Annotated in this window: 20 protein-coding genes; 7 read left to right on the forward strand and 13 right to left on the reverse strand. The window is 43.5% G+C overall.

What is annotated here, in order from left to right; genetic code table 11:
- Positions 1-170 precede the first annotated feature (170 nt).
- Positions 171-785: a hypothetical protein gene (locus LP667_RS12910; RefSeq protein ID WP_021730055.1), complete on the forward strand. Its 615-nt coding sequence runs from the start codon at positions 171-173 to the stop codon at positions 783-785.
- A 201-nt stretch (positions 786-986) separates the two neighbouring features.
- On the opposite strand, the gene LP667_RS12915 is transcribed toward LP667_RS12910, so the two are convergent.
- Complete coding sequence (locus tag LP667_RS12915; RefSeq protein ID WP_021730054.1) at positions 987-1658, reverse strand: helix-turn-helix domain-containing protein; 672 nt, start codon at positions 1656-1658, stop codon at positions 987-989.
- 338 nt (positions 1659-1996) lie between these two features.
- On the opposite strand from LP667_RS12915, the gene LP667_RS12920 reads away from it, so the two are divergent.
- The 3 genes from LP667_RS12920 (at position 1997) to LP667_RS12930 (ending at position 4415) form a co-directional block, all read left to right on the forward strand.
- A complete protein-coding gene (locus LP667_RS12920; RefSeq protein ID WP_021730053.1) occupies positions 1997-3589 on the forward strand; it encodes an Nramp family divalent metal transporter in 1593 nt (530 codons plus the stop codon).
- On the forward strand, positions 3589-4020 hold the full coding sequence (locus LP667_RS12925) for a universal stress protein (protein ID WP_021730052.1): 432 nt from the start codon (positions 3589-3591) through the stop codon (positions 4018-4020). The genes LP667_RS12920 and LP667_RS12925 overlap by 1 nt, the downstream gene beginning before the upstream one ends.
- 122 nt (positions 4021-4142) lie before the next feature.
- Positions 4143-4415, forward strand: a complete 273-nt coding sequence (locus LP667_RS12930) for a hypothetical protein (protein WP_021730051.1) — start codon at positions 4143-4145, stop codon at positions 4413-4415.
- A gap of 83 nt (positions 4416-4498) precedes the next feature.
- Here LP667_RS12930 and LP667_RS12935 read toward each other — a convergent pair whose 3' ends face one another.
- The 7 genes from LP667_RS12935 to LP667_RS12965 all read right to left on the reverse strand — a co-directional run bounded on the left by LP667_RS12935 (position 4499) and on the right by LP667_RS12965 (position 13652).
- Positions 4499-5173, reverse strand: coding sequence for a TVP38/TMEM64 family protein (locus LP667_RS12935; RefSeq protein WP_225366478.1), 675 nt, complete (start codon positions 5171-5173; stop codon positions 4499-4501).
- Between the two features lie 31 nt (positions 5174-5204).
- Entirely contained in the window at positions 5205-5519 is a 315-nt protein-coding gene (locus LP667_RS12940) for an ArsR/SmtB family transcription factor (RefSeq protein ID WP_021730049.1), read from the reverse strand.
- Positions 5520-5543: 24 nt separating this feature from the next.
- Positions 5544-6107, reverse strand: coding sequence for a cadmium resistance transporter (locus tag LP667_RS12945; RefSeq protein WP_021730048.1), 564 nt, complete (start codon positions 6105-6107; stop codon positions 5544-5546).
- A gap of 207 nt (positions 6108-6314) precedes the next feature.
- Complete coding sequence (locus LP667_RS12950) at positions 6315-8315, reverse strand: ABC transporter ATP-binding protein/permease (RefSeq protein WP_021730047.1); 2001 nt, start codon at positions 8313-8315, stop codon at positions 6315-6317.
- A gap of 594 nt (positions 8316-8909) precedes the next feature.
- A complete protein-coding gene (locus tag LP667_RS12955) occupies positions 8910-12179 on the reverse strand; it encodes a LamG-like jellyroll fold domain-containing protein (RefSeq protein WP_056988546.1) in 3270 nt (1089 codons plus the stop codon).
- 209 nt (positions 12180-12388) lie between these two features.
- Positions 12389-12751, reverse strand: coding sequence for a hypothetical protein (locus LP667_RS12960; RefSeq protein ID WP_021730045.1), 363 nt, complete (start codon positions 12749-12751; stop codon positions 12389-12391).
- 58 nt (positions 12752-12809) lie between these two features.
- Positions 12810-13652, reverse strand: a complete 843-nt coding sequence (locus LP667_RS12965) for a metallophosphoesterase family protein (RefSeq protein WP_021730044.1) — start codon at positions 13650-13652, stop codon at positions 12810-12812.
- Between the two features lie 182 nt (positions 13653-13834).
- On the opposite strand from LP667_RS12965, the gene LP667_RS12970 reads away from it, so the two are divergent.
- On the forward strand, positions 13835-14152 hold the full coding sequence (locus LP667_RS12970; RefSeq protein WP_021730043.1) for a hypothetical protein: 318 nt from the start codon (positions 13835-13837) through the stop codon (positions 14150-14152).
- 141 nt (positions 14153-14293) lie between these two features.
- The gene (locus tag LP667_RS12975) at positions 14294-15121 is read left to right on the forward strand and encodes a helix-turn-helix domain-containing protein (RefSeq protein WP_021730042.1); all 828 of its coding nucleotides are present in this window, start codon (positions 14294-14296) and stop codon (positions 15119-15121) included.
- A 193-nt stretch (positions 15122-15314) separates the two neighbouring features.
- On the opposite strand, the gene LP667_RS12980 is transcribed toward LP667_RS12975, so the two are convergent.
- The 5 genes from LP667_RS12980 to LP667_RS13000 form a co-directional block, all read right to left on the reverse strand.
- Positions 15315-15761 carry a PTS glucose transporter subunit IIA gene (locus LP667_RS12980; protein ID WP_021730041.1) on the reverse strand — a complete coding sequence of 149 codons (447 nt, stop codon included), beginning with the start codon at positions 15759-15761 and terminating at the stop codon, positions 15315-15317.
- 485 nt (positions 15762-16246) lie between these two features.
- The gene (locus tag LP667_RS12985) at positions 16247-16573 is read right to left on the reverse strand and encodes a PTS sugar transporter subunit IIB (RefSeq protein WP_003642267.1); all 327 of its coding nucleotides are present in this window, start codon (positions 16571-16573) and stop codon (positions 16247-16249) included.
- A 22-nt stretch (positions 16574-16595) separates the two neighbouring features.
- Positions 16596-18068, reverse strand: a complete 1473-nt coding sequence (locus LP667_RS12990; protein ID WP_021730040.1) for a PTS sugar transporter subunit IIC — start codon at positions 18066-18068, stop codon at positions 16596-16598.
- Complete coding sequence (locus LP667_RS12995; RefSeq protein ID WP_021730039.1) at positions 18068-19450, reverse strand: glycoside hydrolase family 1 protein; 1383 nt, start codon at positions 19448-19450, stop codon at positions 18068-18070. Before LP667_RS12995 ends, LP667_RS12990 begins: the two co-directional genes overlap by 1 nt.
- A gap of 192 nt (positions 19451-19642) precedes the next feature.
- The gene (locus tag LP667_RS13000) at positions 19643-20662 is read right to left on the reverse strand and encodes an SDR family oxidoreductase (RefSeq protein ID WP_033609164.1); all 1020 of its coding nucleotides are present in this window, start codon (positions 20660-20662) and stop codon (positions 19643-19645) included.
- 104 nt (positions 20663-20766) lie between these two features.
- Between LP667_RS13000 and LP667_RS13005 the strand changes: the two genes are divergently transcribed.
- Positions 20767-21210, forward strand: a complete 444-nt coding sequence (locus tag LP667_RS13005; RefSeq protein WP_021730037.1) for a MerR family transcriptional regulator — start codon at positions 20767-20769, stop codon at positions 21208-21210.
- The last annotated feature ends 68 nt before the right edge of the window (positions 21211-21278 follow it).

Raw genomic sequence — 21278 nt, forward strand, 5'->3', positions numbered from 1 at the left:
AAATTCAACACAACTTAATCTTAGCACAGCAGTTAACTATTGGCGATGACAACTATTGTGTTTATCTCCAATAATTATCCCGCAATTTTCAGTCAAGGGCCAATATCTGCACATCGCCTTGCCGGTGTGCAAGTCAATAGATTAAAAATTCAACGACAAGGATGTTACCAATGAGTGCCTTATTAATTGGCTTAATTATTTACCACTTCTTACACGAACAATTTGAATTCAGTAAAATTACCCGTTTAGGCTACTGGATTATTCCCATCTTCACTCTTTATCAGTTTGGTCGAACTTTCACTTGGTCACCAATCAACGGACTTGTGCTACTGATTATCATTGGTTTTGCTACTTGGATCGGTCATTATCAAGCTCGCCACACTAAAATCCGCCTAGAAGAGACGGCCACCACTTTTTTTCGCGATTCTGAACAGCACGAGATTCCGATTTATCGTAAGGTCATTACCGCTCAAGGTGGTCGCCCTTATCTTTTAGGCTGGTTAATGACACTCGGTGCACAATTCATCATCGAAATCACCTATCTTCACGAACATCTCTCTTGGACTAAAATCAACCAAGAATTCTTCCAAGAAGTGCTCGCGGACTTGATCACCTTTTACCGTTTTTCAGCTAGTGGTCGTCATACTAGTTGGACACTATGGGCTTTAACTGGCGGGACTAGTCTCGCTTACACCTTATGGCTAGCACACCGGTCGCCCGCCGCCAAACAAACTTTGTTCGGTGAAACGATGTACCACCATATCAGTTCGGAACACGTGGACTAATGCCGTCATACTCATATTGACTGTCACCGTTCAGGCCACACCAAACAAATCATTTCAAGAACAAGGGGACTGCCAGAATTAATTATCAATTCTGGCAGTCCCCTTGTTAATATCCGTCATTTTGAAAAAAGACTGGCGCTAAAAATTAGCCGGACGACGGTCAATAAACCAGTCACTGGCGCGCTGTCCATTCGTCACCAATTAACTAGCAGCTTTTCTCGCTTGTTGTAACGGAATTTCAATGGCCATGACAGCAGCAGCAGTCCAAATAAACAAGTGCAGAAAGTCGCCAACCAACTTACCGCTAGCGTTACCCGCCAAATAAGCTCCAGCGTGCGCATTCAAAAAACTCGTTGTCGGGATTTGATGGGCAAGTACCGGCCATTCTAGCGCAATATTCAACACCGCTAACATTGCAATTACCCCAAACAATTCCCAGCCGCGCCTCTTAGTAGGGACCCAATCATCAAAATAAGGATAATTCATTATTAACGTCACCGTCGTCACAATTAAGCTCCCATTGATAATCACGAGCACCGTTCCAACCGACCAATTCATAAAATGACACAAGTAACTTAAAAACAGTAACCCAACGACCAAATAGTAACTAATCACAACCAAGCGCCGTTGATGGCGACTACTTGTCGCCTGAGCCTCATAGTGTTCCAACATACCCAAATCCTCCTTCAATAAGCGATCAATCGAAAGATCGTAAGCTTTACTAATCTGAACCAACATCCCAATATCTGGATAACTCCGACCATTTTCCCAACTTGAAATAGTCTGCCGTGAAACATGTAATTGCGCGGCAATGTCAGTTTGTGTCATCTGCTTCTGCCGTCGAACGACTTTTAAATTATCCGCAAAACGCATCGCGCACCTCCCAGAATAGCGTATGTAATTTGTGACTAGGATACAAGCTAAGTTTCTAAGCATTGCGATTATTCCGGTAGTTTGCACGTATCTACGGTGACTAAAAGCACGCAACTTTACGGAAGAACAAACGCTATTCGTATTATTCTCATCATAGCGTTTGCCCACAATTAGTTCCGCTTAGTAAGTTAAAATTATTATTTTTAAAACAATAATTTTAGATTAACAAGTTTTATTTATTTTGTAGGTGTACCTAAAAAAGTGTTTCTATTTACTTTTATTTATTGTACAATGACAACGGCTCAAAGTTTTAGATGAATAGAAAGGTGGTCTTTTAATTGAGCGAAAAGACGAACACCCCAAACCGGAAGCATAAATTGATTGAATATGCTAACGGCCCCTCACTAGAGGAAATCAACGGTACGATTGAGGTTCCTAAAAATTTAAGTTTTTGGAAAACCCTCTTTGCCTATTCTGGTCCTGGTGCCCTAGTTGCTGTGGGCTATATGGATCCCGGTAACTGGTCAACTTCCATTACTGGTGGGCAAAATTACCAGTACATGCTAATGTCTGTCATCTTGATTTCAAGTTTGATTGCGATGTTATTACAATACATGGCCGCTAAACTTGGTATCGTGAGTCAGATGGATCTGGCCCAAGCAATTCGGGCCCGCACGAGTAAATCACTCGGAATCGTTTTATGGATCTTAACTGAATTAGCTATTATGGCGACCGATATTGCCGAAGTTATTGGTGCTGCGATCGCCCTGTATTTATTATTCAACATTCCGTTAGTCATCGCGGTGTTTATTACCGTCTTAGACGTTTTAGTTTTGCTATTATTGACCAAAATCGGCTTCCGTAAAATTGAAGCCATCGTGGTTTGCTTAATCTTAGTTATCTTATTCGTTTTCGTTTATCAAGTTGCATTATCCAATCCCGATTGGGGTGGCGTTATTAAAGGGTTAGTGCCAACGGCCGATACTTTTTCTACGAGCCGTTCAGTCAATGGGATGACACCATTATCCGGTGCCCTCGGAATTATTGGGGCGACCGTTATGCCGCATAACTTGTACTTGCACTCGGCAATTTCACAAACGCGCAAAATCGACCATACTGATGAAGCAGACGTTGCCCGAACCGTGAAATTTGCTGCTTGGGACTCTAACATTCAGCTTTCATTTGCGTTTGTGGTTAACTCATTACTCTTAATCATGGGGGTAGCCGTCTTCAAGAGTGGTGCCGTCAAAGACCCATCATTCTTCGGCTTATATGAAGCTTTATCGAACACGTCCATGTTAAGCAACGGCATTTTAATTAGCGTTGCCAAGTCGGGGGCCCTATCCGCGCTCTTCGCAATCGCCTTGCTAGCTTCTGGTCAAAACTCCACTATTACTGGTACTTTGACCGGTCAAGTTATTATGGAAGGCTTCGTTCACATGCGGATGCCGCTTTGGTTACGGCGGTTAGTTACCCGGTTGATCTCGGTTATTCCCGTACTTATCTGTGTGCTATTAACTAGTGGTAAAAGTGCCATTGATGAACACACTGCTTTGAATAACCTGATGAATAACTCGCAAGTCTTTCTAGCCTTTGCCCTACCATTTTCCATGTTGCCATTACTCATGATGACTGACAGCGCCGCCGAAATGGGCAAACGATTCAAAAACTCACTTTGGGTTAAGGGTCTAGGTTGGTTATCCGTTATTGGTTTAACTTTCTTAAATCTACTCGGTCTACCTGATTCTATTCTAGGATTCTTTGGTGATAATCCTTCAACTGGAGAACAGACTTTTTCTAAAATCTTAGCTTACGTTTTAATCGCTGCTATTCTTGCCCTACTTGCTTGGACTATCTTCGATTTGCAACGTGGTAACAAGCGTTACGTTGAACAACAACTCGCTGCTGCAGCTAAGGAGGCCAACAAATAATGGCAACTAAATTCAAACGCATATTGGTTGGTGTCGATGATTCAGCTGATGCATTATTAGCTTTTGACTATGCGATTCATCAAGCCAAGCAAGATGACGCAGAACTCGTCATCGTCTCAATTCTTGAAAATGATGAAATGAATGTTTATCAAGCCCTTAGCAAGGATTACGTTCACGGTGAACGCCAAGAACTTGAACAACATATTTTAAAGTATCAAAAGCAGGCTCAAACAGCTGGTGTGACAAAAGTTCATGCCATGATTGCAGAAGGCGAACCTGGCGAAACTATCGTCAAAGAAGTCATTCCACATGTTCAACCGGACTTGCTCGTTATTGGTTCACTAGCTAAAAAAGGGATTGCCAAGCATTTCGGTAGTCAAGCTGCCTATATGGCAAAATACGCCCCTATCTCAGTCCTAGTTATTCGTTAATCCGTAAAATCATATCTAAAAAGGCCACTTTCAGTTTAGAAAGCGGCCTTTTTAGGTTGACCAAACATAATTTGACTATTATGCCAAAGATACTATAATAAGGGTTGAAGGGGGATTCAATTATGACACCTAACGAAACCTACGAAGCATTAGTACAATGGCACTTATTACCAGCGACTAATTTCACTTGGCGGCCCTTCACTACTACCGCTATTTATGTTGACAGTCCTCACTCTCGCCGTGTATATCGGCTAGACTTGACCAACGCTAAAGTTGAAATCTTTCAAGCCGATCCCAGTTCAGAACTTTCCGAGCATTTCTTACCATTCAAGACGGTTACGTTAACCGCTACTCAAATCAATCAATGGCAGCATTCCCAGCCAGTTGCTTCATAATAGCAACTTGACCGATAAATGACTAACGCAGCGCCTTAATCAATTAAAGTGCTGCGTTAGTCATTTATATTTAGTCATTTATATTATGAGTGATCAGTATCCACATCGACTGTGCGCTGGCGATCATGGTGAATCAACCACAACAATCCAACCAATAATATCAAGACGCCAATCAGCAGCAAAGCATTTTTAAAATGAGCGTTGATTAATTCATCCCCACCCCAAGCATAAATAATCGCTGTCGGCATGCTTCCAATCAGCGTAGCTATTGCCAATTGGCGCTGTGTCACTGCCGTTTTGACAGCTGCTAAACTAACTAATGACGTTGGAATAAACGGTACTGTATAGCCAATCATGATGCCTAACAAGGGATGGCGCATCTTACTAATGGCAGTCACTAATCTCGAAGGCTGTTGCTGTTGGCGTGCCGTTACGCGGCCAAAAAAACGTTGCGCAATTAAATTACCGAGGGTGATCCCAACAACGTTCAACCCTGCTCCTAGTCCCTTGCCAAAACAGATGCCAGCGACAACACTAACCGTTGCCACAGGTGCGCCGGGAATAATTGAAAAACAGATTAGTAAGGGGACTACTAACAAAATGTCGATAGCTTGATGCTGCCGGACCTGTGCAACCAGCGTTGCTTGGTCAAACATCCGGTGTTGCAGCAGCGCCCACATCCCATGATATCGGTAAATTAACAAAGCAATTAATAGTAATGCTAACAATAAAGCGCCCCCGATAAGCCGTCGTTTCATTACGTTATCCTTCAAGACAATCCTCCCACCACTAGTCATGATGTGGCTCATGCTTAATTTCATGTGCCACGTGTCCAATCATTGCATCGACCATTTCTAAAATATGGGGATCATCTAAACAATAATAAACGTGCTTTCCCCGTTTGGTCTTAGAAACTAGTTGATACTGAAATAAAATTGCTAATTGATGCGATACTAATGGTTGCGCCAGATGAACGTGTGCCACAATATTAGTGACGTCTGCTTCATGTTGCTCTAAAAATATCAATATTTTAATCCGATTAACATTGCTGAGTACTTTATAAATCTTAGCTGCTTCCGTTAGCAGCGGTTCACTGACTTCCACATCGGCTCCTCCTGTCTTACTGAACTATAGGAGTGCTAACAGATGACTGATCAAGCCACTATCCCAGAAAACATACAGCCCAATCACAACGTAACAAACCTTCATTAACCATTCGCCGTGGGCCGTTATCTGTCGTTGAACAGCGCTTATTCCCGCAACTTGGTTAATGATAAACACTACTAAAATGGTTAGCACCCCGATAAAACCTAAAGTCATCAAAAAGTGTAACATGCTTTCACCGATGAGGACAGGCAAGAAGATCGACAAATTACAACCAGCACACACGGCTAAATAAGTAACGAGTACATTAATCACTGGTGAACGGCCTGATCGATCAGTCGCATCATCATCGTCATCGTGAAATGCCAACCAAATAGGCAGTACTCCTAGTACGCCTAATACCCATTCTGGCAAAAATAAAGTCAATGTTTTACCCACAAAAAAACTAGCTGTTAGGAGAATCAGATTACCTAATAAATAGCCGACTAATACTTGTCGCAACTGATACTTTTTCAACAAAAAAACTAACATCAGAAAAAAATCCAAGTTGACACTTAGAAAAGTTAACGCCAAAATTCCATAATGCATTTGATCACCCACTCTATTTAGTTATCCCTATTATATGTCAATTTCGACATATGTAAAGCTAATTATCCCCCCCTTTGAAACCTTCCGCCTTTCCAATAAATTAGATTCAGCTCGTCTCAGCCAAGCTCGACAAACGACAAAAAACGGTAACAATAAGCCTCTGAAGGCCTTGTTACCGTTCAATCAAACACTATTTAATTTATCACCTTAATCAGCAGCTAGCGCGTCGATCGGATTCAAACGTGCTGCCCGCCAAGCTGGCAAAATGGCTGCCAGTAGTGCAATCACTAGCGCAATAATAAAGGTTGAAATGATATTGCTCATTTGAATCTCAATCATATTGTAACTGGCAATTTGGTACAAGGCTTTATTCAGTACCGCCCCAATACCATAAGCAATACCAGTGGCCAGTAAAGCGCTGATAACCCCAATAATCAACGATTCGCTCGTAAACAACCGCCGAATATCACGTCGACTTTCACCAAGTGCACGTAAGATGCCAATTTCCTTCTTTCGGGCACTGACCGACATGAACATCGTAACGATAATCATCAATGCTGACACTAACAATGAAATACCAGCAATAGCTGCTAGAATGGTCGTCGCTAAGTTTACGTACGTGTTTACCGTATCAAGTATGCTAGCAATACTAGTGGCACTATAAGCCCGTTTGCCGTCAGTCTTCAGCTTATTAATCTGTTTCGTCACGGCATCATTATGATTACGCGAATCAACTTTAACTGCTACTGAGGTTGGCTGTGTGCTCAAGTCCTTCGCTGACCGCATGGCTTTCATTGTCGCGTAAGTTACCGCATTTACACTACTCCCAGTCGTGCTATCCGTGATCCCGGAAACCGTTAATTGCCGTTTAACCGTAACACTCTTGCCACTCTTATTAGTCGTCTGGAAAGCCACCGTGACTTTTTTACCTACCAATTGCTTCCAATTCTTAGACGACCATTTTTTCGCAATGCTACTCTTATCGACGACAATCTCGTCCTTACCAGCCGCATGTCCGGCCTTAATAATCGATTGACGGTTCGACGCTGTCCACGTCGTTACTGAGGAAGCACTATAATCCTTACTACCAACCGTAATCGTCGCATTACTGGCGCTTAAAATCGGTTGAACAGTGGTTACATGCTTAACTTTTTTCAACTGGTTCAACTGGGCCGTACTGAAGGTTGGTTGACTAGTAGTCGTTACGCTGGCGCCCATTGCAGCCGCCTGCTGATTGCCCTGTTGACCACCACCTCGCTGGCTCTGACTGGATTTCTGATACCGGCTCACAGTCACAACCCGTGGATTAACCATATCATTGATTTCTTGATTGATATAGCCTTTCAAGCCATTACCTAAACCGTTGAACAGCATTACTGCGAATAGGCCAATCGCCGTCCCAATGATAATAATTAAATTCCAAGTCCACGTATAACGAAGGTGTTTAAACGCCGTACTCAATGGTACATACCATGGTAACTTGCGTGCCGGAATCTGTTGGCGATTTTCATCGACGGGATAAGCTGGCTTTAGCCGCTCATCATCGGTGATTTTACCGTCAGCTAACCGAACGATCCGCGTGCCAGCATTGGCAACATCCTGAGAATGGGTCACACAAATCACGAGCCGCCCTTCCGCTGCAATTTGATCCAAGATTTTCAAAACTTCAGCCGTGTTTTCAGAATCCAGTGCACCAGTCGGTTCATCCGCAATAATAATTTGTGGATCACTGGCCAATGCCCGGGCAATGGCCACCCGCTGCTTCTGACCACCAGACAACTGATTGGGATACTTTTTGATCTGATCCGCTAAGCCGACCTGAGTCAAGAGTTCCTTCGCCCGTTGTTCGCGCTCTGAACGGCTTAACTTTGTCATATCTAATGAAATCAGAACATTATCTAGCACTGACAAATGATTGATTAGATTATACGACTGATAAATATAGCCGACCGTTTCACGTCGGTACTGGTCCATTTGCTTTTCTTGATGATGATCTAAAGCGGTTCCCTGTAATAACACTTGACCTTCAAATTGACGATCCAAGCCACCAATAATATTCATTAGCGTTGACTTACCGCCACCAGATTCACCTAAGATTGCGACAAATTCGCCACGTTCAAAAGTTAAATTGATCCCATTTAAGACTGGGAAGGCTTCTTTACCTAAATAATAGGCTTTGTGAATGTCTTTTAATTCTAAGTAACTCACGCTAACTCACCCTACCTTACTGTCAATATCGTGTGTGCAACTTCCTTAAGTTTATAAAGGACTTTAACTGTGACTATTAGTCACTAAGTTTAACAAAAATACTGCCTGGGTAAAACCCTTAAGCTTCAATTGAATGAAGCTTATCATAGCACTTTAGTTAGTCTAAAACAACGAAAACTAACTATTTTTCTAAATATATTAATCTATTATGGCTAGTTAAACTGTCATGGATCATAATTAAAACGTGTCAGTTAGTTGGATTATTGTTCATCAGCATACGTGCGTCATATTCCGACTTCCGGGGGCTGGATGCCAATTGCTGGAACGTAGTCGTCGTCGATTTGAAACATTCAAATATTAATGTAGTCACTAAAAAATAAATGAATTGTTGCAATTACTATCAATCCTATAATTGAATCTTAAAATGATTGCTAGCACTATTTTGAAGCCAGCTTGCTCACTTCGCCATTCGGTTCAAACTTCCTAGATTAATCAATCTGACATGCACAAAAGGCAGCTTCGAGAAACGCGTTGTTCTCAGAAACTGCCCCAGCTATATGCAATCAGCAAATTACGCTGACAAAATATGCTTATTTATGCCCGTCGTTTACGCCACCAAACAACAATCCCACCGGTAATCATGAGTAATACACTACCGGTTACTGCCAACCATCGTTGCACATCTTCACCCGTCTGCGGTAACCAACTACCACTATGGTGTCCAGCTGCGTGACTATCATGATTAGTCGTTGCACTTGCGCTGACTTCAGGTAACACCGTTCCGGTAGCCGTACTATTGCTAGTCGTATCTGCCTGCGAACTGGCAGTATTCGGCTTCACTGGTGTACTACTACTGTTTGGCTTCGTTACATTCGCTTTATCCGTATTAGATTCAGCGACTGTCCCATGACCATTCGGCTTGGCGCTATTATTACTTTCATCAGGCTTAACGACATTACCATTGCCACCTGGTTTGATTGTGCTCGTTTCATTTCCATTAGGCTTTTCAGCATTACCGTTACCACCCGGTTTCGCGGCACTAGTTCCGTTTTCATCGGGCTTTTCAGCATTACCGTTACCACCCGGTTTGGTGGTACTAGTTCCATTTTCATCGGGCTTTTCAGCATTACCGCTACCACCCGGTTTGGTGGTACTAGTCCCGTTTTCATCTGGTTTTTCAGCATTGCCGTTACCACCTGGTTTGGTAGTACTAGTCCCGTTTTCATCGGGCTTTTCAGTGTTGCCGTTACCACCCGGTTTGGTGGTACTAGTTAGTGGATTATCATTATCCAAGTCAACTAACACTTCTGTACCAGCCGCAGTCGCGGCCATCGCCTGACTTAACATGATTGTCTTGGCCGCCCGTGCTTTGGTTGGAACCAACTTGACCGTTACCAGCTCAGTCACTGGTTGACTTGCACTAACTGTCAGTCGCAGTTGGCCATTTGCGACGGTCTGCCGCAAGACTTGAATACCAGTTGGAACTTTGATATCAGCGACTTCTCGGCCAGCTAAATCAAATTGTAGATCAAAAGCCGTTAATTGCCGGTTCTGGTTGCCAACTAATTGAACTTGGGCTGCTTGATCATTACGACTAAGTTTTAATGTTTCAACGGCCCGCTGCTTCTTAGCCAGATCAGTTTGCTTGAGAAAAGCTGATGAATCAAAGACTTGGCTATCAAACATCTGTGGTGCTTGCGGTACTTGTAAGGCGTTTAAAATCAGCGCACTAATATCAGCATTACTACCACCATGTAATCGACGGCCACTATCAACGGTTTCGCCGCCCAACGCCATAAAAATACTGCGATTATATTCATCCCAACCACCATGGCTCTTACCAGAACCACCGTGATCAGCATTAGCAATCACTAACGTATCATGAATATGACCAGTCGCCTCAAGCTTATCCATGACTCGCTTAAATAGTGCATCATACTGGGCGTACTTATCCCAATAATTATCGTTATACCAGCCATGCCCATGACCTTGACCATCCATATAATCACTTTGCATGTAAACCAAGCCGGTATTCTTAAACGCCGGAGTGCCAATATAATCGGCCACATCGTCAAAGGATTTCAGTGACGCTGACTGCTTAGTCGTCACTGGTGCATCGGGTTCCACAATACTATTGATAATGGGCCCCCATTCTGAGAAGGCTGCCGCTCCCCGCGTGGGATTATTGGCCTGCAATATCTTGAATACTGAGGGGAACAGCGCCTGGGGCTTACCAAAATCAGCAAAATATTCTTGACCCATCGTTGCATTAGTCCCCTGGTATTCCTTAGGTAACGTATCCCATGGCCGACCGTGTAACATGGAAATATAGTTTTGTGCCGAAATTGCTGGTGAGACCGCCCGCGCCGACGTACTCATCGCAAACTGCTTATTGAACAAGTCCATCGTATACGTATTCCGACGCTTTTTCATAATATCTGGATTCGTCGTCCATACGGGGGTCTTAGTATTTTGTTCAGCACCTTGTGCATAGTACATTCCCTTAGGATCCCACGGGTTACCACCACCGTCAGTTGTCAAAACGACAACGTGTTTATACGGCCTAATTTCAGCTTGCTTAGCTGCCGCAACTTTGTCAGTTGCGGCTGCCAGTGCGACGTCACCAATACCAATAATCCCGTCGCCATTATAGTCGAGCGCATACTTGCCCTGAATTTCAACGGCTTGGGCCGGACCTAATTCGACTGTTGTATTTTTAGTTACCTGCTCAAATTTAATCTGGGTTTCACCAGCCGCTTTCGCCCTCAAATTAAGATGTGCTAACCGAGTTTGGGCGTAAGTTTTAAAATCAGCCTTTGATAGGTTGGCCGTGGTGGTCAAACGTACACGTCCTGGCTGAATAAGTTGAACCCGCGTCTTATCACCTTGCAACAAGCGTTCAGCACCAACATAATCAAACTTAGCCGCGTCATAAACAATATCCATCGTGACTGGCTCTGAACCCGTAGCCTTAACTTGTCGGGCATGCACATTCAGTCCATATGTATGACCATTAGCAATTTGTTTAGGGCCAACAAACTTAGTCGCAACTGTTTGTTCCACTGGCACTGGCGCAACTGGTCGCTTACCAACCTGGGCAGCATCGTTCAATTGACGCACTTGTTGCAGCGTCAAAGTTTGATTGTACAAGCGGGCCTGCTTGATTTTCCCAGTCATCATTGATTGGACATGACTTCCTCCCGGTACCGCATCACCGCCCAGTACAAAATCTTTGGTCCCCTGAGCCAGCTTCAAATCACCTGGCATGGCCACTTGTTGGACTAGTTGTCCATCTAAATATAAACTCGCTGTCTTATGCTTGTCGATCACACCAACCGCATGTACCCATTGGCCTTTCTGCAACGTTCCTTTAGGTGTTTTGTAGCCAGAACCATCATGGGCAAAAAAGACGACTTGATCATTTTGAACACCAAGCCCTAGCCCGCCACCTTGTTGGCTGGAGAAAATCTCGTGTTCGGCACTAGCATCGGCGGCCGGATCATATTTGAAATAGGCTTCAATTGCCATCCCATCTTGTAATTGTGCTAACTGTTGATCCGTAAACGTCGTATAGAACGCTGACTTACCATCCAAGTTCAGCACCTGGTCGTCAAATTCAGGATCCGTAGTCACGGCCGGTTGACCAACTGGTTGCCACTGCGTTTGTCCAATCGAATCAATCAAACGTTGATTCTGGACTGCTAAACTCAAAGTTGCTGCCGGAACTGCTGTATTAGCAACTGGTTCTGCCACTTGCTCAGTCGCAGGTGCCATCGGGGTCACTGCGGCTAACGCCGGGGTCACCGTCGTTGTTAAGATTGCTGAACAAACTAATAAGGTCGTTAAAACACGCGGCTTCATTATAAAATTATCACTCCATCCTTTTTATCGTAAAACAAACTGCACTTTTAAGGATAGTTAAAGAATGTAAAGTGTTTAGTCAGATATTTGTAAAGAAACGATATTATTTGTGTTATGACGTTTACCCCAGCTTAATCATGTTCACTTCTAGATACTAAAAAGGCTTCCCATAATAATACTGGAAAGCCGTACTGCCCTAGATGATCATCGTATTAAGCTGCTTGTTGATAGCCGTTAGCCACCAGCTGATTTCTAAACCAAGTCTCAAACATAAATCCATACCAAATATCACCGAGTAATCCAATACCTAGTACGATCTGATCAGTAAAAAACAACTGGGCAATCATATTCAACAAAACCATCCCTAAAAACGGTACTGCCGTTTTCAGCATAAAAAATGGTGTCCGACACCGTACACTGAATAACGCATAAAACCACGTGAATAATAAGGCCCACACGTTAAAGTGCCCGTACACTTTTTTGGTACTAGTCTCCCCATTGATTGTTTTAGTAAACGTCATGTCATGTCTAGCCCGCTTATTGAAGCCAAACCACTCTGATGGTGCAAAGTTCATGAAAATCCTCCTCATATGATACTCAGTTCATTATAAAAGTTAACTAGCTAACTTGCCACTAATGGTCACGCTTGGGCATCAAAAAATGCTGTACTTCAGTAATATAGTCATTATCAGCGTTCACCTTAGCCAATAGTGCTTGATCATGAGTGCTGGTGAACCCAGTTCGACGAAGATGTTCATATAAATCCAAGTACGGTAACTGCTGATCACGGGCAACCGCCAACTCAAGCTCAATATCATAGTCAACTTTGCAAAAATCAACACTGAGTCGGCCCGCTTCATCTACCGTTAAAATCGCGTAATGTGCCCGCTGGTCAGCCATGAATTTAGCATACGGGCTGTATGGTTGGCCCGCAGCACCAGGGTTAATAATAAGTTGGCCCCGCTTGCTAACTCGCATAATTTGTTGGTGCGTATGACCATAAATAGCCACATCCGCGTCCCCTGCCAAGTGATCAAAATTAGCCTGCTGTTCATCTGGGTACAAATCATGACCGGTCGAACGTTCTGGCTGATTATGAGCTAGTTGAAAGGTTAACCCATTCACAGTCACGGTCGTTGCAATCGGTCGTTGTACCAATTCAGCATAATGATCAGCGCTTAGGTGTGTCACCAAATATTCCGTCAAACGCGCAAAATAAACTTGCGACGGATCATTTAATTGTCCCATTCCCGTCATAATAGCATTGATGCCTTGTTCCCAATTGCCCTGCAACCATACCGATGGTGTCAGCGCCGCAAGCGTCTGATATAACTTTTCCGCACCCGGACCGGGTAAGAATAAATCACCCAAAAACCAATAGTCCGTCACTGCTCGTTGTTTTGCATCGGCAAGCACGGCGTTAAGTGCCGTTAAGTTGCCATGAATATCTGCTAATACCGCAATTCGGTGTAACATCTCTTGCCACTTCCTTATGTAACTTATTACTTCCAGTATACGCCGGCACATCATGAATGTCGCATCTGTAAAGCGACCTTATTAATGTCGTTGAATAAGCGCAGATAGTCGCCTTCATGAATATTCAATTGTATGCTAATAGTAACATTTAGATTAATTAATACCTTGGGGGAGGCATTACTATGCAACAACTAACACCATTAGCGACCTATTCTGCTTTATCCCACTATTGGACCATCATCACTCACGAAGGTCTCTCGGGATTAGTCACTATCAAACAACCTTTGACAGCCATACTTAACGACTGTCTTGCTGCTCACGTGACGATTCTTTGTGAGACAGCGTCCATGTTCTTATTGATTATTCATGACCATCGTCAAAAAATAGCGATTCCAGGGCATATTTATCCTGGCACCACTCAATCCTACCATATATCACTAGATGGTTGGCCCGTCGATAATAGTACGGCGTTGCTAACAATTATTCAGAAATATCGCTGACCAATTTATAGCTACACCACAAGGTTACCCAACCATCACCAATCCGGTCGAAATAGCGCCGCTAAATTTGTTGATAAAACTGCTGGCACTTTAACTCCTATGTTAAAATAAAGAGAAGTAACCAAGGGGGAGGAAGCTGACATGCAGATTGATAAGCAACAAGTCGGCAAGCGGATTCACCAGCTTAGAACAACAGCCGGTTTAAGTATGGCTGCACTCGCATCCGCAGTTGGTTTAGCTGGTAAAAGTACCATTAATGATTGGGAAAAAGGACGAACCTTAGCTAGCACTGAACGGATGACTAAATTAGCTGTGTTTTTCAAGGTCTCAACTAACTATCTTCTGTATGGTAACCTGACTGAATACGTGACCACTATCTTCCAAAAAAATGGCCTTAATCACTCAGAATTTAACGTCTTATTATGGGAGTACGTGGATTTAACAACAACTAATCCCAATGTATTATCCAGTGATGTCTTCAGCCCAACTGCTCATACTGAACAAGCACAGTCAAATCAAACCAAGATTGCAACGGCCTTGATCGCACCAACCATCAATCATGCCATCCAACAAATCGTTCCCGCCGTTGTGCAGCATTATCAGGATACGACCGTCACCTATCCAGAACCAGATGAGATCATTCAGGCTGGTTGCTATGTGTTTCGACAACGAATTCAGATTATCCGGCGTACTTTTACTGGCAAATATAATCGAATCGTCCGCCTGCTCGATAACGTGGATCTATACGAAAAACTACAGCCCGACGATGATTTTAAAGCTTACTTAAATCAAACAACGACACCAAAAGAAGATAGTCGTAATGGGTTCTCACTGGACGAGAAATACCAGCGCCAAATGAACCAATTAATGACTAAATTCCATCAACAACTTAATGAGATCAACGCTGCTTATCAAGCTGAACTAGCTGCTACTGAAGGTCGCCAGCCTGATTCAGCTACTGACAATTAGTTCAAACTCGATTGGCTGTCTAAAAAGGATTGGACAAAACTTCAAAACGCGTAAATTACCCAAAGCAAACTGAGTAATTTACGCGTTTTGTTTTCCACGACAATGGTACCGCACTAAATTCAATTGTTTAATTGGTATCGCTGACGCCCACCTAACTTATTTTAACCGTGCATAACTAACCGCTGATCAATTGCTACTTATCAACAACCGTTGCAACTTCTTGATCATGACTAACTTGTCCACTTGTGGATAGGTTGATTTTTTCAGCCGGCTGGCCACCTTTATCCACAGTCACCATTACCGTCATATCCTCATCATTTTCAGCCGCTTGTTCTTGATCCACAAATGCTAACGGCGTCTCTGGGGTCACTTGGTCACCTTCATGCACATAGGTCGCAGGCGCCACACTAGTGTTGACCCCCATCTGCAATATTACTGTCAGTTTGCCCGTCGATAGTTCAATCGCGTTTTGTTCCGGCATCAACGCGCTGACCGTCCCCGACACCGGACTGAAAATATGGTGTCGTTCTGGTACCACCGCAAAACCAGTCTTATTCGCAGCCACTGTGGATAAATCGTGCAACGTTCCATCAACTGGTGCGTACAACTTAACTTTTTTACCGAATGAAAATAGTCCCATGATAAAACCCTCCCAAATTTGATGACTAGATCTCCATAATGGTGCTGGCCAGCTACCGTTCTTTGATTATCTCTATCCTAACTGCTCGAACGGGTTTCAGGTCAAGGGTTTTGTTTAATTTCTTTAAATCACTACCGGTCTACTTAGATTATCACCCTCAGTTCAAGGCTCAAAATTGCACCTAGAGCTAACTTCAAACTACCCTAATGATTCATAATTAGACCATCACTCAGATTGGTTTAAGATTAAAGGCTTTCTAACCATGCACGCTGACTCCAGTTTCTGGTCTACACAAAAGTTCCCCACCAGCATCAAACTAATGGGGAACCGTAACATATATTGGTATCCAGAGATACCCACCACCAAAACGATCTAGGATTTGGTTAGTGTTTGATTATTACTCGGATAAGTCACGACTATGTTAAAGCAACCACCGCACACGTTGGTGATTCACAATCGTATTAACTTTCCCGGTTAAATCCTAATTATCTATCGCCAAGTAGCTTTTCGGCTGCTTGTAAGACGTTTTCACCATTCATCATGCCATAATCAGACATGTTAATGATATCCATTGGAATCCCAGCCTTATCAGTCTTCTTCTTCACATCGTTCGCCATGTAGCGAACTTGTGGTCCTAATAATAAGACGTCGGGATGCGGATCTTGGCTCAATTGGTGGTCAATATCAGCTGCCGAGGTCGCAAAGATCTTGTAATCAACGCCATCTTGCTTAGCCGCAGCTTCCATCTTAGAAACTAACAGTGAGGTTGACATTCCTGCAGAACATGCCAACATAATAATTTTTTCAGCCATAATCGTTTAATTCCTTTCCAAATTACATCTTTTCGATTTCAGCGTTACCGGCAGCGGCTTCCGCAGCGGCCTTTTCGCCTTCTTCTTTTGTTAAGATTGCATCGTACTTCTTAGCGAATGGGAAGTAAATTGCCGTTGACATAACCAACGTAATTGTTTGCCAGATAGCCATCTTCCAGCCACCAATTAGGAAGCCAGAAATAATCGCTGGCGTTGTCCATGGGGCCGCAAAACCATTCAGTGGTGGTACGATTCCGAAGTAGATAACCAGATACGTCGATAATGCCACAATAACTGGTGTCAAGAAGAATGGAATCGCTAAGAATGGGTTCATCACAATTGGTAACCCAAACAAGAATGGTTCGTTAATATTGAATAAAGCTGGAACAAATTCAACTTTACCAATTGTCTTAAATTGAACAGATTTAGCTGCAAACAATGTAAAGATAACAAGTCCGATCGTAATCCCAGAACCAGTTAAGTTAATGAAGTTATTGTAAAATTCGTTAGTCACAATGTGGGCACCTTGAGCAACGGTCAACTTACCTGCCTTATATAAAGAAGCATTGTCGAACGTGTTAGGAATTAATAACCCACTGGTGATGGCCCCCATGATTAACCCACCATGGACCCCAAAGAACCAGAAGAATGGGACTAAGAACGCAATAACTAACGCGCCACCAAGTGAGTCTGATAATCCTTGAAGTGGTGTTTGAAGAACCTTGTAAATAAATTGCAACATATCAGTATTGCCGAAAGCACTGAAGGCCGCAAAGATCAACATAGCGACAATCAAGATAACCCCGGCTGGAATCATAGCAGTAAATTGGTTCGCAACACTAGCTGGTACTTGTTCTGGTAAGGTAATCTTCCAACCCTTACGAATCATCGCAGAGTAGGCCCAACCAACTAAAATCCCAACAATAATGGCGGCAATCATCCCTTGGCCGCCTAACCAAGTAATGTTAACAACCCCAGTAACTGGTGCTTGCACAAAATCTTGAAGGACTTTTGGTAACTTATCAATATTTTGTGAAACCGCGCTACCAGACATAACGACATTACCAGCAGCGTTGGTAATCCCAGAACCAGCTTTCCCCATTGCTGCAACTAATGGGTTAGCAATATTAAGCGTTTGCAAAAGCAAGAATACGGCCATCGAAGTTAACCCAGCTGGTAGCGGTTCATACCCTTCGTTACGGACGTAGACATACGCAATCCCAACAGCAGCCCAGAGTGAGAGCACCCCAAACGTTACTGTATAGGCTTGGTTAAAGAACGCAGCCCAACCAGAGGCTTTGATGACGGCAGCCACGGCTGGAATTGGAATATTCGATAAGATTAAGAATACAGAACCAATGATAATAAATGGTAAGGCGTAAACCATCCCATCTTGTAAGGCTTTAACTGGCTTAGTATTAACGAACTTCATTATTGGTGGTAAAACTTTATTGTTAATGAAATTGCTAAAAGCGCCATTACTACTATTTTCCATTACAATTCATCTCCATTTTTTGCTAGAATCCCTTGAAGCCAATAGTATGATTTCTTAGGGACCCGCTTTAAGTCTTTTAGATCATGATTACTCCGATTAACGTATACAACCCCGTAACGTTTTTCGATATCCGCATGCGAACTTGGAATATCGATCAATCCCCAACCGAGATAACCGAGTACTTTTGCGCCATCAATCAACATGGCATCTTTCATTGCCTTGATATGTTCTTCGTGATAAGTAATCCGCTCATCATCTTCGATCATATGCTGGCCATCCCAATGCTCGCGTAATCCAATCCCGTTTTCGATTGGGAACACTGGTACTTCGTATTGATCGTACAATTTGGTAATCAAGTTCCGGAAGCCGAGCGGATCAATCGCCCAGCCCCACTCATTAGCTTTCAAAAAGCGATTAGCCTCAAATGAATAATTGAGATAACGGTTCGGTACAGCATCAACTGGCACCTTATCGCCATTGATAACCGTTGAACGATAATAACTAAAGGCTAAAAAATCCGCTTTCATTTTACCAATGATCGCTTCATCACCTGGTTGTAAATCATAATCAATCCCCTGTTGCTCGACGTAACGTAGTACTTCTGGCGAATAATGACCATGCACGTAAGCGTCATTCAAATTATTATTTAAAAATTCGTCACTCTTACGGGCCATCATAATATCAATTGGTTTGGCCGTTTCTGGATAAACCGGGGTATAGGCTAACATGCCACCAATCTTAACGTCGTCGTAGTTGCGATGTACAAAGTCATCTAAGCGAGCGTGCGCTAACATGGTGTGGTGGAAAATCCGGTACAAATCATTAACACTCTGATCACCCTTGGTATAACCTGAAATATTGAAGACCTCATCGGTAAAATATAAATTATGTTCATTGAACACGATCCAATATTTAACCCGGTCAGCAAAGTGGGCAATCATCTTTTCGCCGAAACGAACGAACGCATCGACAGTGTGGCGCGACATGAACCCGTTTTCATTTTCAGCCAATGCTAACGGCATATCAAAGTGATACAGGCAAATCATCGGCGTAATGCCCCGCGCTAACATGGCATCAACTAACCGATCATAAAAAGCAATCCCAGCCTCATTGAATTCACCATCGCCATCTGGTACAACCCGCGACCATGAAATCTGAATGCGATACATATTCAGATGCAGATCTTTCATTAGGTCGAGATCTTCTTCGTAGCGATGATATTCATCAATGGCATCATGCCAATCCGAAGTGGTTGCCGTTGCTGGTCGAACATCATAGACTGACCGGCCTTTACCGTCCTCATCCCAAGCACCCTCAGTTTGCATACTTGACACTGAATTACCCCAGAAAAAATCCTTGGGCATCCGTCGCTCCTTATCCATCAAACTCCTCCTCTTTAACAATTATTTTGGAAAACGCTTTCCTCGTGAAATAATACTAACCTATTTCCGTTTCAAAATCAATACTTTTACTTTAAAAATGTATACTTTTGTAAAAACAGACACTATCCCCTAATCTCAAACACACTAAAAAAGCTGATCTAACAGTGATAGTTACCGTTAGACCAGTTTGATTTACTTGTTCGACTGATTTTCAATCAACGTATCAACAGCCGCCAGCACCGCCACATCTGTGGGTCGAGCCTGCCATCCTAATAATTGTTGGGCTTTTTGTGTGCTAACATCATGATTAATTCGCATCATTAGGTTAGACTCGCGTAATTGACTACTAACTGGTGCTAAGACCCGCACGAACCAGTCCGGAATCAAGTGCTTAGTCAATCCGGCAGCTAACTGGGGGCGTTGCTGTTGAATCAATGTCTTGATCCCGCTCATTGAAACCGAACCGGGAGCTACCGCTAAGAACCGTTGATTAGCCGCTGCTGGTGCGGTCATCGCCCGTACTTCCAGGTCGGCAACATCACGAACATCAACGACATTGACCTTGAGATTAGGCATCATTTGGCCCGTTATTAGCCGACTGACCAGGTTAAAGCTACCCGTCACGTGGCCATTTAACGATGGTCCGAGCATGGCCCCCGCATTGATGGTTGTAAATTCTGGACTGTCAGTATGTGCTTGACAATAGGCCCAGCCAGCCCGTTCAGCGACTAACTTCGACTTTTCATATAATGAAAGGCCCGCTTGATCTTCACGCGTCCAATCCGCCTCAGTGACGGGACGTGCATTATCAAGACGACTAAAGCTAACCGCTCCTAAGTTAGCTGTCATAACAACGCGCTTCACGCCGGCTGTCGTGGCCGCTTTTAAGACACGTAGCGTGCCAACTTTAGCTGCACTGGTCACTTCAGCGGACGCTTGGCCCTGATTGACAAACACGGGCGCCGCAACACTCATGACATACGTGACATTCCGCATTGCTTGCTCCCACCCTTGATTCCGCGTCAAATCTAACGCGACAAAGGTGAGCTGATCTAAGTTAGGCGTGCCGGCCAGCGTTTGTTTGACAGCGGGTATCTTATCTAACGACCGTAACGTTGCCCGTACTGGATAGCCAGCTGTTAGTAATTGTTTAATAATATGGCTTGCTAGAAACCCATTGCCACCAGTAACTAATACTAATGCTTTGTTCATATTTAAATCCCCCGTAATATTGGTTGTTTTTTTCATCATGGCTTGTTAATATAGCCACTATAAACCTTAGATAACACTCTAAGGCAAGCGTAAGGAGGATTTTTTTGACTTATACTATTAAAGAAGTCGCAAATAAAGTCGGACTTAGTGCATACACCTTGCGTTTCTATGATAAGCAAGGCTTACTGCCCTTTGTCAGCCGCGACCAATCTGGCTACCGAGCATTCACTGATGGCGACCTACACTTATTGCATACGATCATTTGTCTAAAAAATACCGGCATGGCAATCAGTACCATTCGTCAGTACATCGACTATGTGATGGAAGGTCCCCAGTCAATTGCTAGGCGTCGACAACTGCTGACTGCCCATCGTGATACCATTCTTGCTCAGCAAGCCCGGATTATGACCAATCTGCAAGAAGTGGATTACAAATTAAAGCTTTACAGTGATCCTCATGCGAGCGACTTAGTCCACGAAGAACTTGCCCAAGCTAAGTCTGAAAAGCACGCCCTTGGCTTAGCAGATCCTTTTCCTGTCACTGAATAACCCATTCATATGGGGCGTTTCACACCACGATTGAGTACTAATTGCCGATTATCCTAAAATAATCGGCT

The sequence above is a fragment of the Lactiplantibacillus paraplantarum genome (genome assembly GCF_003641145.1).
Lineage (GTDB): Bacteria > Bacillota > Bacilli > Lactobacillales > Lactobacillaceae > Lactiplantibacillus > Lactiplantibacillus paraplantarum.

Coding starts and splice junctions, on each gene's coding strand:
- LP667_RS12910 (WP_021730055.1), top strand. CDS start 171: ATGAGTGCCTTATTAATTGGCTTAATTATTTACCACTTCTTACACGAA.
- LP667_RS12915 (WP_021730054.1), bottom strand. CDS start 1,658: ATGCGTTTTGCGGATAATTTAAAAGTCGTTCGACGGCAGAAGCAGATG.
- LP667_RS12925 (WP_021730052.1), top strand. CDS start 3,589: ATGGCAACTAAATTCAAACGCATATTGGTTGGTGTCGATGATTCAGCT.
- LP667_RS12930 (WP_021730051.1), top strand. CDS start 4,143: ATGACACCTAACGAAACCTACGAAGCATTAGTACAATGGCACTTATTA.
- LP667_RS12935 (WP_225366478.1), bottom strand. CDS start 5,173: ATGAAACGACGGCTTATCGGGGGCGCTTTATTGTTAGCATTACTATTA.
- LP667_RS12945 (WP_021730048.1), bottom strand. CDS start 6,107: ATGCATTATGGAATTTTGGCGTTAACTTTTCTAAGTGTCAACTTGGAT.
- LP667_RS12960 (WP_021730045.1), bottom strand. CDS start 12,751: ATGAACTTTGCACCATCAGAGTGGTTTGGCTTCAATAAGCGGGCTAGA.
- LP667_RS12965 (WP_021730044.1), bottom strand. CDS start 13,652: ATGTTACACCGAATTGCGGTATTAGCAGATATTCATGGCAACTTAACG.
- LP667_RS12970 (WP_021730043.1), top strand. CDS start 13,835: ATGCAACAACTAACACCATTAGCGACCTATTCTGCTTTATCCCACTAT.
- LP667_RS12975 (WP_021730042.1), top strand. CDS start 14,294: ATGCAGATTGATAAGCAACAAGTCGGCAAGCGGATTCACCAGCTTAGA.
- LP667_RS12980 (WP_021730041.1), bottom strand. CDS start 15,761: ATGGGACTATTTTCATTCGGTAAAAAAGTTAAGTTGTACGCACCAGTT.
- LP667_RS12985 (WP_003642267.1), bottom strand. CDS start 16,573: ATGGCTGAAAAAATTATTATGTTGGCATGTTCTGCAGGAATGTCAACC.
- LP667_RS12990 (WP_021730040.1), bottom strand. CDS start 18,068: ATGGAAAATAGTAGTAATGGCGCTTTTAGCAATTTCATTAACAATAAA.
- LP667_RS12995 (WP_021730039.1), bottom strand. CDS start 19,450: ATGGATAAGGAGCGACGGATGCCCAAGGATTTTTTCTGGGGTAATTCA.
- LP667_RS13000 (WP_033609164.1), bottom strand. CDS start 20,662: ATGAACAAAGCATTAGTATTAGTTACTGGTGGCAATGGGTTTCTAGCA.